At 58.0% G+C, this 15,494-nt stretch carries 11 protein-coding genes; 5 read left to right on the forward strand and 6 right to left on the reverse strand.

The window, feature by feature from the left end:
• Positions 1-23 precede the first annotated feature (23 nt).
• Entirely contained in the window at positions 24-1,679 is a 1,656-nt protein-coding gene (pgm, locus tag I6J19_RS00190; protein ID WP_038627973.1) for a phosphoglucomutase (alpha-D-glucose-1,6-bisphosphate-dependent), read from the reverse strand.
• Between the two features lie 290 nt (positions 1,680-1,969).
• On the opposite strand from pgm, the gene I6J19_RS00195 reads away from it, so the two are divergent.
• The 3 genes from I6J19_RS00195 (at position 1,970) to I6J19_RS00205 (ending at position 4,308) form a co-directional block, all read left to right on the forward strand.
• Positions 1,970-2,389: a fluoride efflux transporter FluC gene (locus I6J19_RS00195; RefSeq protein ID WP_224792265.1), complete on the forward strand. Its 420-nt coding sequence runs from the start codon at positions 1,970-1,972 to the stop codon at positions 2,387-2,389.
• Positions 2,386-2,811, forward strand: coding sequence for a fluoride efflux transporter FluC (locus I6J19_RS00200; protein ID WP_038627971.1), 426 nt, complete (start codon positions 2,386-2,388; stop codon positions 2,809-2,811). The genes I6J19_RS00195 and I6J19_RS00200 overlap by 4 nt, the downstream gene beginning before the upstream one ends.
• 69 nt (positions 2,812-2,880) lie before the next feature.
• The gene (locus I6J19_RS00205; protein ID WP_038627968.1) at positions 2,881-4,308 is read left to right on the forward strand and encodes an alanine/glycine:cation symporter family protein; all 1,428 of its coding nucleotides are present in this window, start codon (positions 2,881-2,883) and stop codon (positions 4,306-4,308) included.
• 37 nt (positions 4,309-4,345) lie between these two features.
• On the opposite strand, the gene I6J19_RS00210 is transcribed toward I6J19_RS00205, so the two are convergent.
• Positions 4,346-5,419: a YlbL family protein gene (locus I6J19_RS00210; RefSeq protein WP_038627965.1), complete on the reverse strand. Its 1,074-nt coding sequence runs from the start codon at positions 5,417-5,419 to the stop codon at positions 4,346-4,348.
• Between the two features lie 139 nt (positions 5,420-5,558).
• Here I6J19_RS00210 and I6J19_RS00215 point away from each other — a divergent pair, with 139 nt between their 5' ends.
• Entirely contained in the window at positions 5,559-7,061 is a 1,503-nt protein-coding gene (locus tag I6J19_RS00215) for a zinc-dependent metalloprotease (RefSeq protein ID WP_038627963.1), read from the forward strand.
• Between the two features lie 4 nt (positions 7,062-7,065).
• Here the strand turns inward: I6J19_RS00215 and I6J19_RS00220 are convergent, their stop codons facing one another.
• On the reverse strand, positions 7,066-7,596 hold the full coding sequence (locus I6J19_RS00220) for a YgjP-like metallopeptidase domain-containing protein (RefSeq protein WP_016422236.1): 531 nt from the start codon (positions 7,594-7,596) through the stop codon (positions 7,066-7,068).
• A 68-nt stretch (positions 7,597-7,664) separates the two neighbouring features.
• On the opposite strand from I6J19_RS00220, the gene I6J19_RS00225 reads away from it, so the two are divergent.
• Positions 7,665-8,600 (forward strand): TOMM precursor leader peptide-binding protein, encoded by a 936-nt coding sequence (locus I6J19_RS00225; RefSeq protein ID WP_224792266.1) that lies wholly within the window; start codon positions 7,665-7,667, stop codon positions 8,598-8,600.
• A gap of 26 nt (positions 8,601-8,626) precedes the next feature.
• Here the strand turns inward: I6J19_RS00225 and I6J19_RS00230 are convergent, their stop codons facing one another.
• The 3 genes from I6J19_RS00230 to I6J19_RS00240 form a co-directional block, all read right to left on the reverse strand.
• Positions 8,627-10,696, reverse strand: a complete 2,070-nt coding sequence (locus I6J19_RS00230; RefSeq protein WP_052155631.1) for an ATP-dependent DNA helicase UvrD2 — start codon at positions 10,694-10,696, stop codon at positions 8,627-8,629.
• A 119-nt stretch (positions 10,697-10,815) separates the two neighbouring features.
• Entirely contained in the window at positions 10,816-11,883 is a 1,068-nt protein-coding gene (locus I6J19_RS00235) for a potassium channel family protein (RefSeq protein ID WP_049182182.1), read from the reverse strand.
• A 115-nt stretch (positions 11,884-11,998) separates the two neighbouring features.
• Positions 11,999-15,493: an ATP-dependent helicase gene (locus tag I6J19_RS00240; protein ID WP_038627960.1), complete on the reverse strand. Its 3,495-nt coding sequence runs from the start codon at positions 15,491-15,493 to the stop codon at positions 11,999-12,001.
• Between the last annotated feature and the right edge of the window lies 1 nt (position 15,494).

Consider the following 15,494-nt stretch of genomic DNA (forward strand, 5'->3'; position numbering starts at 1 on the left):
ACAGTTAGCCCAACGGCTACCGATTATCCGTTCAGAACTGCCGCGACCACGTCCTGTGCCTCAGCCTGAACCTGTGCCAGGTGATCCGCTCCCTTGAAGGACTCCGCGTAAATCTTGTACTTATCTTCAGTGCCCGACGGGCGTGCTGCGAACCAAGCGTTCTCCGTAACCACCTTGAGGCCACCAATCGCAGCGCCGTTACCCGGCGCTTCAGTCAGTTTGGCTGTGATGGTCTCCCCAGCCAGGGTGTCGGCCTTGACCTGCTCCGGCGAGAGCTTCTTCAGGATTGCCTTCTGCTCACGGGTTGCGTCCGCATCGGTGCGGGCGTAAGCCGGGGCACCGTACTTATTGGCGAGCTCTGCGTAGAGCTGCGATGGAGTCTTCTCGGTCACGGCCTTGATCTCGCTGGCCAGGAGGTCCAGGATGATGCCGTCCTTATCGGTAGACCACACAGTGCCGTCGTGACGCAGGAACGATGCGCCGGCGGATTCTTCACCACCGAAACCGATGGTGCCGCCGAGCAAACCCGGGACGAACCACTTAAAGCCGACTGGAACTTCCACTAGCTTGCGACCCAAATTGGCGACGACGCGGTCAATCATCGACGAAGACACCAGCGTCTTACCGACCGCGGTGTCCTGCGACCAGCCCGGGCGGTGTGCGAAGAGGTAATCAATGGCAACGGCCAGGTAGTGGTTCGGGTTCATCAAGCCTGCGTCCGGTGTCACAATTCCGTGACGGTCCGAGTCCGCGTCATTGCCGGTGGAGATGTCGAACTTATCGCGGTTACCAATCAGGGACGCCATCGCATTCGGTGAGGAGCAGTCCATACGAATCTTGCCGTCTGTATCCAGCGTCATAAAACGCCAGGTCGCATCAACCAGCGGATTGACCACAGTCAGATTTAGGTTATGCGCATCGCCAATTGCACCCCAGTAATCCACCGACGCACCACCCATTGGGTCAGCGCCGATACGCACGCCGGCATCACGGATGGCGTCGAGGTTGACAACATTCGGCAGGTCCGACACGTATGCGTTGAGGTAGTCGTGCTTTACGACGAGGTCAGCGGCCTTATCCACCAGCTGGCGCTTAACCCCATCCAGGCCCTTAGCCAGGTATTCATTGGCACGAGCTGCAATCCAGTCCGTCGCATCCGCGTCCGCCGGACCACCGGTCGGCGGGTTGTACTTAAAACCACCATCTCGTGGCGGATTGTGGGAAGGGGTAATCACGATGCCGTCGGCACGCGCGGAGCTACTACCCGTCGGACCGCCCTCCACGTCGCGGTTATACGTCAGAATCGCGTGACTGACGGCCGGGGTCGGCGTGTAGCGATCCTGAGCGTCAACCATCACGGTAATGCCGTTGGCCGTGAGCACCTCGAGGGCGGAAATCATTGCCGGCTCGGACAGGCCGTGGGTATCGCGGCCAACGTACAGTGGGCCTTCAATGCCCTGGCCCTTGCGGTAATCCACGATGGCCTGAGTAGTGGCGTGAATGTGGTCTTCGTTGAAAGCGCCGTCGAGGGAGGAACCGCGGTGACCGGAAGTACCGAAGACGACCTTCTGGTCGGGGTTATTCGGGTCCGGGTGCTTTGTGTAGTAGGCAGTGACCAGTTCCGCGACATCGATAAGGTCGGATGGCTGGGCCAATTGCCCGGCGCGCTCATGAGCCATTGTGGGTATCCTCCTGCTAAATCGGCGAACTGCGCAACCGCCGATTTCATTGCCGACCAACCGGCCGAGACAAAGAAACCGAACTTAGATGCGCTTCCTCCTCTCCAGTGTCCCCGTTTTAGGGACAGCGCGCATGGCAAGAACCACTCGGTAAGGCAAACTCGCCCCTGCAATAGGGTGCATCAGATAGATTGCCGCGTGCCGACGGGAGCACCTTCTCGAAAGGATTCCGGGCTGCCGGCACCTGTCTCCTGTCCCCCCCCTTTAGCCGCTGTGCTAGCGTTTTCACCGTGAATGAGGAATCTGTTGCTCCGAAGCTGCCATCAGCAGGACGAGCGCAGGGTCTGACAGCTCTGGCCGTGGCCGGCGGCGCCGCTGTTGGCGCAGTAGGTCGCTTTCTGTTCGGAGCGGCGATCGATGCAATCGTTGGCTCGGGAATTAGCGCAATCTCGACGACTGTCATCAACTTACTGGGCTGCCTTCTCTTCGGCCTGGTCAGCAGTATCGCGTTTGCTAATCCTCGGCTTTCCGCTTTCTGCGGTACTGGCTTTTGTGGCGGCTTCACCACTTTCTCCGCCTTTGTCATTCTCCTATTGGCACAGGCGGACACGTCAGTCGTGCTGATTGTGAGCGTTGGGCTTATTCACCTGCTGTGTTGTCCCCTCGCCTACTGGTTGGGAACCAAGTGTGCGCGGGAGGTTGCGGAATGACCGGCGATCTCCTCAGTTCTTTTCCCTCGGCGCTCTCTGCCATTCTCGCTATCGCAGTTGGCGCCGCAGTAGGTGGAGCGCTGCGCTATACGCTGGCCGAACTTGCGGTGAAGTGGGCTGATTCCAAACTGCCCGGAACGTGGACCGCGAATATGATTGCCTGCTTCGTCGCCGGTGCCGCTGCTGTGGTGTGGTCGCGGGGAACGTCGACAAGCGACGGCATGACCCCTGCCCTGGCCTATGCGACGGTGATGATTGGCTTCGCTGGCGGCCTGTCGACGTGGTCCACACTCGCCGGAGAGATCACACGCCTTAAAAACCAACACTTTTGGAGGGCATGTGGGTACGTTGCTCTCACACTGATTGGCGGAATGATCTTTGTTTTCGCCGGAATGCGTTTACCCCCACTTGTGGCGAATTAGTAGCGCAATAATCATTTTCTGAGAATTTAATGATTGGGTTTAGGCTTTCTACCAGTAAAGTTCCACAGCATGGAAAGCTTCAGCGATTTTGTCTCAGCGGCGGATAGTTTTATTTGGAGTCCGTACCTCCTCATCCCCGCGCTGATCGGCACCGGAATCATCTTGACCATTCGCCTGGGCGCAATTCACCTGGTCAAACTCGGCTCGGCACTGCGCCTCGGACTCATCGACCGTAACGACGACGACGCCGAGGGAGATATCACCAACTACCAGGCGCTGGCGACGGCTCTCGCGGCAACTGTCGGTGTCGGCAACATTGTCGGTGTCGCTACCGCAATCGGCTTAGGTGGACCCGGTGCGCTGTTCTGGATGTGGGTAACCGGCCTGCTAGGTATGGCATCGAAGTACTCCGAGGCATTCCTGGGCGTGAAGTACCGCCAGACCGATGCAGCTGGCGAACAGTCCGGTGGTCCGCAGTACTACCTGCGCAAGGCCATCCCGAATGGTTTTGGTAAGACGCTGGGCATTCTCTTCGCCGTCTTCGCTGCGCTGGCGGCGTTTGGTATCGGCAACCTAACCCAGGGCAATGCCGTGGCCTCGAACCTGGAAAACAGCTTCGACATCGATCCGACGCTCTCCGGCATGATTATGTTCATCCTGGTAGGTGCAGCTCTGATGGGTGGCATTAAGTCGATTGGCCGCATCACCGCCAGCTTTGTGCCGATGATGATTGTGCTCTACATCGGTGCGGCCGTGTGGGTGCTCGTCGCCAATGTCTCGGCGCTGCCCGAAACCTTCAAGCTCATCTTCACCGATGCTTTCACCGGCACCGCGGCCGTTGGTGGGTTCGCAGGATCCACGCTCATTCTCGCCCTGCAGATGGGTGTTGCCCGCGGTCTGTTCTCCAACGAGTCGGGCCTGGGTTCCGGTGCTATCGCCGCTGCCGCCGCATCGACGACTCACCCAGTTCGTCAGGGTTTGGTCTCCATGACTCAGACCTTCATTGACACCATCATCGTCGTGTCCTTCACCGGCCTGGTTATCATCAGCACCGGTGTTTGGCAGGATGGCAACGTCGACACTGGCGCTCTGACCGCTGAGGCATTCTCCCGCGGTCTGCCGGGCCACTGGGGTGGCACCATCGTCACGCTGTCGGTTGTCTTCTTCGCATTCTCCACCATGCTGGGCTGGTCCTACTACGGTGAGCGCGCCTTCGAGTCCCTGGTCGGTCGCCGCGGCACCGGCCTCTACCGTGCGGTCTTCACCTGCGTGGTCTTCGTCGGCGCGGTAACTCAGCTGGAAACCGTCTGGTCCGTCGCCTCGGCCCTCAACGGCCTGATGGCGCTGCCGAACCTCATCGGTCTGATTGTCCTGTCCGGGCTCATCGCGCGTGAGACAAAGGCATACCTCGAATTTGACCCTCAACTTCGCGCAACGGCTGCGGAAATCGACAAGTGGCAGTCTCAGCAAGACTTCGAGGCTTTCAGTAAGAACTAACTGAAACTACCTGCTGCCCGTAAGGGCTACGGCAAAACTACGAGCAGGTCTGCGCGGTCTCCGGCTTTTCGATTGCCGCAAGCGCGTCGTCAAGCACAGAGACCTTTACCAACTTCATATCGCCTCGGTCGGCAGTCACAGCTTCTGCGCAATTGCCTTCCGGCACGAAGAACATCTCGGCGCCCTCATCTCGGGCAGCCGAGATTTTGTGTGTAATGCCACCGATTTCGCCCACGTTGCCGGCAGCGTCAATAGTGCCAGTGCCAGCGAGGTGCTGCCCCTCGGTCAGATCGCCTGGACTCAGCTTGTCAATCACTCCAAGCGTCATCATGAGACCCGCCGACGGACCTCCAATGCCGCTGAGCTGGTACTCAACTTTGGTGTCGTCCGCGGATTGCGCCCCCATCCCCACGCCGAGCAGCGCGGCATTCTTTTGATGCGGGTTTTCCGCCAGTGTCACAGAAATATCGACGGCTTTCTCGGGGGCAGAGTCCTCGCCCTTAGCAGCCTTCTGCTTATCGACGGTCGCAGGCTTGACCCTCAACGTGACAGTATCGCCCGGGTTGCGTCCGGCAATAATCGCCTTGACTTGCTCGGGCTTGCTTACTGCCACCCCATCCACTGCGAGAATCACATCGTCTTCATGCAGTCGCCCATCGACGGGACTATCCGGCACTGTGTAGGCGACGGTGACTTCCATCGGCAACCCGAGATGTGCCAGTGCAGCGGAGGTGGCGTTGGCCTCCGACTCGGTGAATGCAGCCTTGTTCTCCTCTTCCACCTCGTCCTGGCTCTGGCCCGGAGGGAAGACCGCCTCAATGGGGACGATATCGTTGTCACGATCAAACCACAGGCCAATGACCTGCGGCAATGTCAGGTTATGCCTGACTGCGACGGTTGTCATATCCAGCGTGCCCTTAGAGCGTTCGGAGTCCGCAGCACTGCCGCTGACCGAGATAATGCTCTTTCCCTCGACATCGCTGAGGACGTCGAAGACCGGGCCAGGCCCCTGCGCGGCATAGGGAACTGTCAGCGTTGGCAGCGAAAGCACAGTTGCCAACGCGGCGATGGGCACAGCGCCCGCAACAAGAGTTTGGGTACGACGATTCACAAATAACACCCTACATTCTCGCTATCTGCCTACTGGACACCTGATGAATGTTGTTCGTGTCTGTTCGCTGGGCGCGAAGTTGCCAATAAAGTGGTGCTTTTAAGTACTCACGCGGGTCATTGCCCGGTACGGTGGGAGCATGAGTTCTAACGGATTTGGCTTTGGTCCGAACGACAATGATGACGATCGTGACGACGCTGGCAACAATGACTCCGGCCAGGGCGGTCAGGGCGGCCAGGGCGGTCCTTTCGGTTTCTTCGGGTTCCCCTTCGGTGGCATGGGCGGCGCCGGTGGCTTCGGTTTCGGCGGCCCCGGGCAGCCCGGCAGCGGCGCCTCTGGCAAAGGAGAACAGCCGAACTTGGGCGATATTCTCAACCAGTTCGGCGAGATGTTCTCCGGCATGGGGCAGCGATTCCAGGAGTCTAACTCTGGCCCTGTCAACTACGACGCGGCCGAGCGCGTTGCGCGGACCCGTCTTGGTAACCCAGCTCCGGTGAAGGACTCGGCCCGCGAGGCGCTGGCTGATTCCTTGCGCCTGGCCGAACTGTGGCTAGATGACGTCACCTCCCTTCCCGCTGGTGTCAACCGCGTAGAAGCGTGGAATAGCCTGCAGTGGTTGGAGAACACCAAGTCGACATGGACTCGCCTTGTCGATCCCGTCGCCAGCCGCATGAGTGATGCCTCCCTCGAGGGCGTTCCAGAAGAAGCTCGCGAGATGATGGGCCCGATGCTGGGCATCATGCGTCAGATGAACTCGATGAGTTTCGGTACTCAGCTAGGGAATGCGCTGGCTGAATTGGCACAGACGAGCCTGACTGGTTCTGACCTCGGGCTGCCGCTACACACCACTGGTGCGGCGGTACTGCTGCCAACACATCTAGTTACTCTCGCAGAGGAACTCGAGGTTCCAGCGCGCGATCTGTTTATCTACGCCACTGCCCGCGAAGCTGCACACCAACGTCTTTACGACCGCGTGCCATGGCTGGCTGAACGCATGATTTCCTCTGTCGAGGAGTACGCCGCTGGCATCGTCATCGACTACTCCGCGATCGAAGAGGCCGCCCGCGGTCTGGATATTGAGAACATGCAGGATCCGCAGCGTATGCAGGAGGCTATGAGTCAGCTGCAAAATATGGATCTGAGTCCGAAGATTCGTTCTCGTAACGAGAATGCTCGTACTCGTTTCCAGACGCTGCTAGCACTGGTCGAAGGGTGGGTGGACATGGTTGTCACCGATGCCCTCGGTGAGCGTCTACCGGGTGCCGCACAATTGGATGAAGCCTGGCGTCGTCGCCGCGCCACCGAAGGTGCTGAGCAGGCGCTGGAGAAGGCCACCGGCATTGACCTCGGCTCCCCCAAGGTGCGTGAGGCAACCAACTTGTGGCACCGCCTGACCACCGCTGTGGGCATCGAGCAACGTGACAAGGTCTGGGATCACCCGGACTTCCTGCCCGTAGCAGAAGATTTGGATGAACCCGCGGCCTTTATTGACTCGGTTCTTGGCGGTTCGGACAACGATGACTTCGACCCGATCGCAGAGCTTGAAGAGCAGCTGCGCAAAGAAGCCGAAAAACGCGCGGCTGAGGGCAAGGACAGTGACACCGACGAGGACAATTCTGGCGACACCGATGACGATAAGTAGCTAGTTAGCTCTGGGTTCCCCAGCGCTGATACGCCTCTAAATAGCCCCGTGCCCGTTCGTGGTACGGGGCTTTTGCCGCCCAATACCAGAACTCTTCGGTATGACCCCCGTCGACGAAAGTGTGCACCAGTTCGTGCACAATGACATCGTCGAGGACGTACCCCGGGACGTCGGCAAGCCTGTGCGAAATGCGAATACGTCCCGGACTATCGACGCCGCCGGTGACCGATGCCCACCTGCGCGACATGTTCTTGACCCATTTGATTGACTCAAACCGCGGGCGATCTTCCAGCACCGTACGCGAGAGCAGCCGTGCGCGGCGCTCCAGCTCGGAATTATCCAGGTTGCTGCCAACTTTCTTCCGCACTCGCGCCACAATTTCATTGACCTGCTGTTTTTCCGCAGCGGCGCTGAGGTCGTCCGGAACCATGACAATGATTCGGTTTCCCTCCGCGCGGGCGGACACAGTACGGCGGCGGCGCTTCGAGCGCCGAACCTCAACATCCGGGCCGTACTCAGGTCGCTTGGTGCTCATGCTTTTTAAGCGTATATGCTCTGCCCTGCGATTGCGTAAAAGCTGGCCCCGGGGTAAAAGATATTTTTATGGGGGAATACAGGGATACGTCTCGGGGGCGGGATGGTACGGCTGGCGTAATAGGTTCGGACGCACCCGCAGCACAAACGCTTGCCGCGCCTACCACGGACTACGCGCTGCGCCCGGAGATACCGATTATCATGCGCCCAGGCGCGCGGATTCAGTTCGGCGTGGAACCGGAGCGCAGCATGATTCTGCCGCTTTCCGACGGCACCCCGCCGGGGCCTGTCTTCTCGGCACTTCTTGCAGCTCATAGAGGTAGCACCTTAAGCGAGGCCTTTGCTGACAGTCACGACAAACTGTCACCGCAGTTCATTACAGCACTTATCTCCGACCTTCACCGAGCAGCACTGGTCCAAAAACCACCGACACGACGGAGGATTACGCTGATCGGTCGGGACAGTTTGCGCACTGGACTTTTAAAAGAGCTTCGTCGCACGGGTTGCGGTAGTTGGACGAAGGCAATGTCGCCCACTCGCAATGCGACGCTGAAAATATCTCAATCCACGCCGGAAGACATCGGGCTCGCGGTGGTCACGGGCATGGAAGTACCGAGCATGCCCTTGGTTCGCGCTCTGTTTCATCGTGGAATTGAGCATCTGCACACGCATTTCCGCGATGGAGCACTGATTCTTGGGCCGCTTGTTCAGCCAGGTCAAGGGCCCTGCTCGATGTGTTTCGAAGCTTATCGACGAGACCGCGACCCCGTCCGGGCACTGATTGCGCTGCAGCTTCGCACTTTTACGCCCGTGACCGCACCGGAATGGCTGAACACAGCGGTGCCGCTGTTGGTTGGGCAGCTGCGGCGACCGGACCTCTCAGATCTATGTGCGACAGAGGTGCGCATAGATCTGGAAAGCCTCGATATCACCCGCACTACGGTTGCTCCCCACCCGCAGTGCCCAGTGTGTGGTCATGGCAACTCGCAGATGCAGTTCATGTAATTCGAAGTTCCTTGAGCAGAATCTGACTAGGAATTCACAAAAGAATTGACGATTCCCAAGATGCCTTCGCCGAAATGATTGAGCTTCGCTTCTCCAATTCCGGGAATCTGCAGAAGTTCCTCCGGCGTAGTCGGTTGCTGCTCACCGATGGCCAGAAGGGTCGCATCGGAGAAGATCACGAATGCGGGGACAGTCATTTCTCTCGACATTTCCAGGCGCCATGCACGCAATGCTTCCAGTAGCGCAGGATCCGCACTGACCGGGCACTCTTCACAGCGCCCTGAGATCCGCTCCGCATCGGTGTGCAATGGCTTAGTGCAGCCCTTGCACTGTTTGGACTGCTGACGCTTACCACGGGAACTAGAGCTCCTTGAGCTTCGCTGTGCCTCCGCCGAGTAGTCAGAGACATCAATGTCGAGTTCATCGAGGAATCGTGTGCGGCGACGTGACCTGCGGCCGCCTTCTGTCCGCGACAATGACCAAGATAGCTCCAGATGTTCACGGGCTCGAGTAATGCCGACATAGAACAGACGGCGCTCTTCTTCGATGGCTTCCGCTCCCTGTGCAGGAGATCGGTCGAATTTATTCAGCGAATGTTGGATAGGCAGCGAACCGTCGGTAAGCCCAACGAGGAACACCGCATCCCACTCCAGCCCCTTGGCTGCATGCAGGCTAGCCAACGTCACGCCATCCAGCGTCGGCGGATGCTTGGCCTGCTGCCGAGTGTGCAATTGGCCGAGGAGCGCCTGGATATTGACCTCGGTGTTGGCATGAACGATGTCCTTACACAGGTCGAATAGGGCGCGCAGTGACTGCCAACGTTCCCTGGCACCAGTGCCTTCCGGCTCTTGGTCAGTCATGCCAAGACCCGCGAAAACCTGCTTGACCAAATCCAACAGATTCGTGCCCTGCAATGTCGGAACAGTCCGTGAGGAACGGGAAACTCGCACAAGTGCTGCGATGGCATCGCGGATCTCGGGACGCTGGTAGAAACCGTCCCCGCCACGAACCTGGTAGGCGACTCCTACCTCGGACAAAGCCTGCTCAAAAACTGCGGACTGTGCGTTAATCCGGTACAAAACGGCAATCTCCGATGCCGGCGTACCTGCGTCGATAAGTCGCTTGATGCTGCGCGCGGTCGCGCGAGCTTCCATTGGCTCATCGTCGTACTGATTGAAAGTCGGCTCCGGGCCGTCTTCACGCTGCCCAATCAGCTTCAGCCGCGAGCCGGCGATACGTCCCTGCGCACGGCCGATGACATTGTTGGCCAGCCCGACGACCTGTGGGGTCGATCGGTAGTCCCGCTGCAGGCGGACCACTGTGGCTTCCGGGTAGTCCCGAGAGAAGTTCATCAGGTATTGCGGAGTCGCGCCTGTGAAAGAGTAAATCGTCTGGTTGGCGTCCCCGACAACTGTCAGGTTGTCACGGTCTCCCAGCCAGGCGTTGAGAACTCGCTGCTGTAACGGGGTGACATCCTGGTACTCATCGACGACGAAGCACCGATACTGGTTGCGGAATTCCTCCGCCACTGCACGGGAATTCTCCATCGCACCGGCGGTGTGAATGAGTAGGTCGTCGAAGTCGAGCAATAGCCCGTCCGGGGTGGTTTTTATGTCCTCGTAAGCGCGATAGCAATCGACAATTTTCTCCGCGGACAACGGCGCCGTGCGCCCATGCTCCCGCAGCGCGGCTTGGTACTGATCCGCACCGGCCAGAGTGGCCTTCGCCCACTCAATCTCGCCCATGACATCTCGGATTGTTTCCTTAGAGGTGTCCAGGCCCACTCGACGTACTGCTTGGGCGACAACACGGAATTTCTTGTCATCCAACAGCTGCCAGGGCATATCACCGGCGACTTGGGGCCAGAAGTAGCGCAGCTGGCGAAGTGATGCCGAGTGGAAAGTGCGCGCCTGGACTCCAGGCGTTCCCATCTTTGCCAGGCGGTCGCGCATCTCCCCTGCGGCACGCGAGGTAAATGTCACCGCTAATACCTTTTGCGGCTGCACAAACCCCTGGTCAATGAGGTACTTGATGCGATGAGTAATTGTTCGGGTCTTACCTGTACCGGCTCCGGCAAGAATGCACACCGGCCCCATCGGAGCCGTGGCTGCCTCACGCTGATCTGGATCCAGCCCAGCTAGATATTCCGGCTCGTTCACATCCGCCTCTGAGTAAGTCAAAAGTTGTTAGACCCCATTTTTAAACTTGTCGAGTGCTATTCGTCATTGCTGTAGACACGGCGGACGTACAGCAGCCGGTCGCCTGGCTCCACCGATTCACACTCCGGTGAATCAATTCGGTACAGCTCACCCGAGCGCACCACACCGAGTGCAATATCCGCGAGGTGCCGTGGGCTGGCACCGATTTCCTCTTCGGTGACGAGCCTCTCTGCAACAGAGAATCCTTCATCCGGGCTCAGGAGGTCTTCCATCATCTCCACCACCGAAGGAGTCACCGTGGCCAGCCCCAGCATTCGGCCGGCGGTTTCAGAAGAAATGACCACTTGGTCTGCACCTGACTGCGTCAACAAGTGGCGGTTTTCTGATTCACGCACTGAAGCCACAATTGAGGCACCCGGTGCCAACTCGCGGACAGACAACGTGACCAGCACCGCTGTGTCATCTTTGTTCGGTGCAACGACTATAGAGCGGGCACGCTGAATACCAGCTAACTTCAGCACATCAGATTTAGTAGCCGACCCATGCACCGTCGCCAAGCCTTGATTCGAAGCGTGGTCGAGTGCTTCCTTGTCCGTATCAATAACAACGATTTCTGCCGGATCTACGCCGTCCGCGAGAAGAGCTGCAATGGCAGAACGACCCTTGGTGCCGTATCCGATAACGACGGTGTGGTTGCGCAACTGTCTCCTCCAGCGCTGAATTTGCAGGGTTTTCCGAGACTCTTGGGTCAAAACGGTCAGAGTAGTACCGACCAAGAGAGCAAGGAAGGCCACACGCAGTGGCGTAATGATCAAAATATTGAGTAATCGAGCCCTCTGTGTGACCGGCGTGATGTCACCGTAGCCCGTCGTCGACAGGCTGACAGCCGAGTAATACACCGCATCGATGAAGGTGAGAGGCTCCGTGTATCCGTCGTGATCGTAGTAGACCACGACGGATGCAATCAGCAGCAAAAACACGGCGTAGTTCAAACGACGTATGATTAGCCGCCAAGGATTCTTCGGCGCGGACTCAGGCAGACCAATGACTCCCAGCAGTGCATGCCCGGGAAGATCATTGAGCCCGGTTTCGTATCCCGAAGATTTCCGAATTGGATTACGCAACCGCTCCTCGCCTGCCTTTCATGAAAACTCCTCCCGGTGAAAAATAGCGCATACAAACTGCTGCTTTCACCTGGATAACTGGCCACGGCCACGCGGCAGTTACATACGTAGATGATTATCCAATCAGCTCGCGCATTTTCCTGTCCAACTCTATCCTGCTTGGCAGTAGCGCTTCATCTGGTATTAGCGTTCGTCCTGCCGAAACATAGAAGAACCCGGCTTCAATGTCTTCGGGGGCCGTTTCCACTCCCATCTCACGCAGCCTATCCGACCACGCCAAGCGGTAAATCGCCAGCTGTAGCGCCGCTACTTCCCTTTCCTTTCCGCGCGGCATCTGGCCTGTCTTCCAGTCAATGACGCTCCACTTCCCGTTGTCCTTAAACACCGCGTCGATTCGGCCGACGACCCGCCGTTGCCCAATGGCAATTTCAAACGGCACTTCCACATGCACTGGCGTGCGGTCAGCCCACTCGGATGCCTCGAAATTCGCCTTCAACTTCTCAAGTTCGCGTTCGGACGCGACTTGTTCTGTGCCGAGGAAGTCATCCAGTTGATTCCCGAAGAGATCCTCATCGTCCAGCAGGCTGTGTGCACCGAAGCGATTCTCCAACCAAGCGTGGAATGCCGTACCTCGGCGCGCGAATCGGTTTGGCTTAAACGGCACCGGGCGTGCTTTCCGACGAGCAAACGCGACCGGATCCGCAATCATGGCTTGGTATTCGCTAGTGGACATGCTTGTCGGCATTGGTAGATGAATCTCCGCGGCCTTAGCTCGACGGATTTCATCCACGAGAATGGTCGTTTCCGTTTCCCATACCTCAGACAGGTCACCTGCAATGGGGCGCTCATCCTGGTCTTCGCCCATGTAGCGCATGACGCTTTCGGCTGCTCGCTGCACACTATCTCGGCGGTTGCCCAGGGTATCGACGGGCCAGACCACCCCATCAACCGCAGTGTCGCAGTCCAGATCGACTTCGGTGTCCTCTACCTCAGGGTCCTCCCCATCTGTCCACGACACCACATAGTCGCTGAATTGCGTGGCGATGGCTGCGAAGTCCGCCGACACGTCGGTGGGTTTCTTCAAGCTCGGATTAGGCCGCCTGCTTGCAGTGACAATGAGCTTTTTCGCGGAGCGAGTCATGGCAACGTAGAAGAGGCGCTGTTTTTCTTCCCTCTCCACTTCTCGCAGCTCTTCCTTGTAGGCTTTGATTACCTTGTTGAGGTCGGTTTGGTTATCTGCGCCTGATATGTCCAGTTCGGGGGCATTGCTATCGACAGAATCAGCGACGGGAGCCCAATCGCCTGCTGCAAGCTGTGTTGCATCCCCTGTTGTTTCTGCACTAGCCGTTAGCGGATCCACTTGGGTAATTGCACCAGGAGGAAGCTGAACTGAATTGGTGAGCCACGATGACAAATCAACTCTGTCGAACTTGCTGGTGGTGATGCCCGGGACAGCAACCGTTTCCCACTCCAACCCCTTTGACTTGTGCATAGTCATGATTTGGACGCAGTTTTCCGGCATGTTCATAGGTGCCCGTTCCAAACCATCATCGTGTTCGACAGCGAACTCCAAATAGTTCAAAAACCCTGTCACATCGTCCGAGATATTTTGCGAATACGTCGCAGCGATATCGACAAACCTATCCAGATGCGCAGTCGTCGGCCTGGTTATCGCGGTAGCGGAACCGTACTGTCCAGCCGCTGCTTCTACGCGAATTCCAAACTCAGTAGCGATGTCCTCGACCAGTTCCGGTAGAGGCTTATTCAGCGAGAACCGACGTAGTTTTCGTAGGCTTGCACCCAACTGTGCGATGCGCGCCATTGCTTCATCTGTGTAGTTCAGTGACTCGCTGCAGACCAACCGCCCATTTTTTCCCACACTGCCGCGCGCTAGCGGGGTGCCGTCGTAAAAACGAATATCCGGGTCGGCGATGGCGTGCCCCAGCCCCACCGCGGACGATGCTGCTTCGGCATCTTCCACGAGCTTGTCATACTGGCGAGCGAGCTGGGAAAGCGGTGAGGAGTCTGAAGTCTCTTCGAGGTTGCCCTTCTTTCGGGCCAACTCGTCCTTGCCTGCCATTGCCAGCTGGTCTACACGAGTGCGAAGTGCCTCCACGTCTGCGGCACCCAAATTGACCTGTGGGCTGAGCAGCAGACGCAGAGCATCCTGGTCTGAACTGGGGTCGACCAATATCTTCATCACCGAGGTGATATCCATGACCTCGGGCAAATGCAGCAATCCAGCGAGTCCCACGATGATTGCAGGCACACCCCGCTCAGACAGTGCATCTAAATAGACAGCCGATTCAGCATTTGTCCGAACCAGGATGGCGGCATCGAGCTTGTTGCCAGCTGCTTCACATTCGCGTAATTGCGCCTCCATGCAATCTGCGATGTATGCAACTTCTTCCTCACCGGTTGCGGTGAAAGCAAGCTGCACTTCGCCCTGACCTGCTTTTGGACCGGCATCCAGTGCCTCTACTGTACGAGCCTGCCCCGCGAAAGCACGGTCGGAGACTGCGTTAGCAAGCTGCAGCACTGACTGCGGATTTCGCCAAGAAATGGTCAGTTGCTTTTTCTCCGCTGGCTTCCCATCCGACCGCGGAAAATCATTGACAAACTGCACAAGGTTTTCGGCAGTTGCTCCTCGCCAGCCATAAATTGCCTGCATCGGATCGCCGACAGCGGTGACACAACCACCGGAGAACAGCGCACGCAGGAACAGCCGCTGTGTGTGCGACGTGTCCTGGTACTCGTCGAGCATGATGATCTTAAAGCGACGCCGCTCCTCCTCTCCGACTTCCGCGAAGTCGGTGGCTAGTCGGGCCGCACGAGCCATCTGCATACCGAAAGTGGCGACATTTTCTTCATTGCACCGAGCTCGAACCTGTTCTACCAGCGGCAAAATCTCTAATCTCTCTCGCTGCTTATCGACGATGCCCTGTAGATCGCCAATTAGCCCCTCGCGTTTACCCTTCTGCGGGGTCTGCTCAATATTGCTGATGAATGCTTCGGTTTCCTCGCGAATCGCCTGCGGTGAAGAAAGGTTTGAGTCGATGTTCGCCCCCAGCTCAATAATGCGACTGGCCAGAGTCGATGGCGCAATATCGACATCAATTTCCTTCACATTACGAGCGGTTTCCCAGGCCAACTGCCACTGCGTCGCGCCATCCATAATGGTGACCCCCGGCTCCGTCGGCAGCAAAAGACCATAATTGCTAACGACTTCAGAGGCATAGGCATCGTAAGTAAGCGTGGTTGGGGCAATGACCTCGAGGCTTGCTAGTACCTTTGGTGAAGCCTGTGCACGAAATGCGGCAGAGGAAGCAAGCGCATTGAGCTGTTGTCGGATACGGACGCCGAGCTCGCGCGCTGCCTTCCTGGTGAAGGTCAAACCTAGAACTTCTTCTGGGCGGATAAAGCCATTGGCGACCAACCACACGACACGGGAAGCCATTGTCGCTGTTTTACCAGCACCGGCACCGGCGACAACAAGCATTGGTTCCATCGGTGCACCGATTACCGCCGCTTGTTGCGGGGTGGGCGGAAAGTCCTGGCCCATCATCTCCGACAGGATGACGGGATCAATGATGGTTCGTTCCTCCGACATG

Source organism: Corynebacterium amycolatum (assembly GCF_016889425.1).
Taxonomy (GTDB): domain Bacteria; phylum Actinomycetota; class Actinomycetes; order Mycobacteriales; family Mycobacteriaceae; genus Corynebacterium; species Corynebacterium amycolatum.

Excerpts from the sequence above, each read along its gene's own strand:
- pgm (WP_038627973.1), bottom strand. The coding sequence starts at position 1,679 with ATGGCTCATGAGCGCGCCGGGCAATTGGCCCAGCCATCCGACCTTATC.
- I6J19_RS00200 (WP_038627971.1), top strand. The coding sequence starts at position 2,386 with ATGACCGGCGATCTCCTCAGTTCTTTTCCCTCGGCGCTCTCTGCCATT.
- I6J19_RS00205 (WP_038627968.1), top strand. The coding sequence starts at position 2,881 with ATGGAAAGCTTCAGCGATTTTGTCTCAGCGGCGGATAGTTTTATTTGG.
- I6J19_RS00215 (WP_038627963.1), top strand. The coding sequence starts at position 5,559 with ATGAGTTCTAACGGATTTGGCTTTGGTCCGAACGACAATGATGACGAT.
- I6J19_RS00220 (WP_016422236.1), bottom strand. The coding sequence starts at position 7,596 with ATGAGCACCAAGCGACCTGAGTACGGCCCGGATGTTGAGGTTCGGCGC.
- I6J19_RS00225 (WP_224792266.1), top strand. The coding sequence starts at position 7,665 with ATGGGGGAATACAGGGATACGTCTCGGGGGCGGGATGGTACGGCTGGC.
- I6J19_RS00230 (WP_052155631.1), bottom strand. The coding sequence starts at position 10,696 with ATGGGGCCGGTGTGCATTCTTGCCGGAGCCGGTACAGGTAAGACCCGA.
- I6J19_RS00240 (WP_038627960.1), bottom strand. The coding sequence starts at position 15,493 with ATGTCGGAGGAACGAACCATCATTGATCCCGTCATCCTGTCGGAGATG.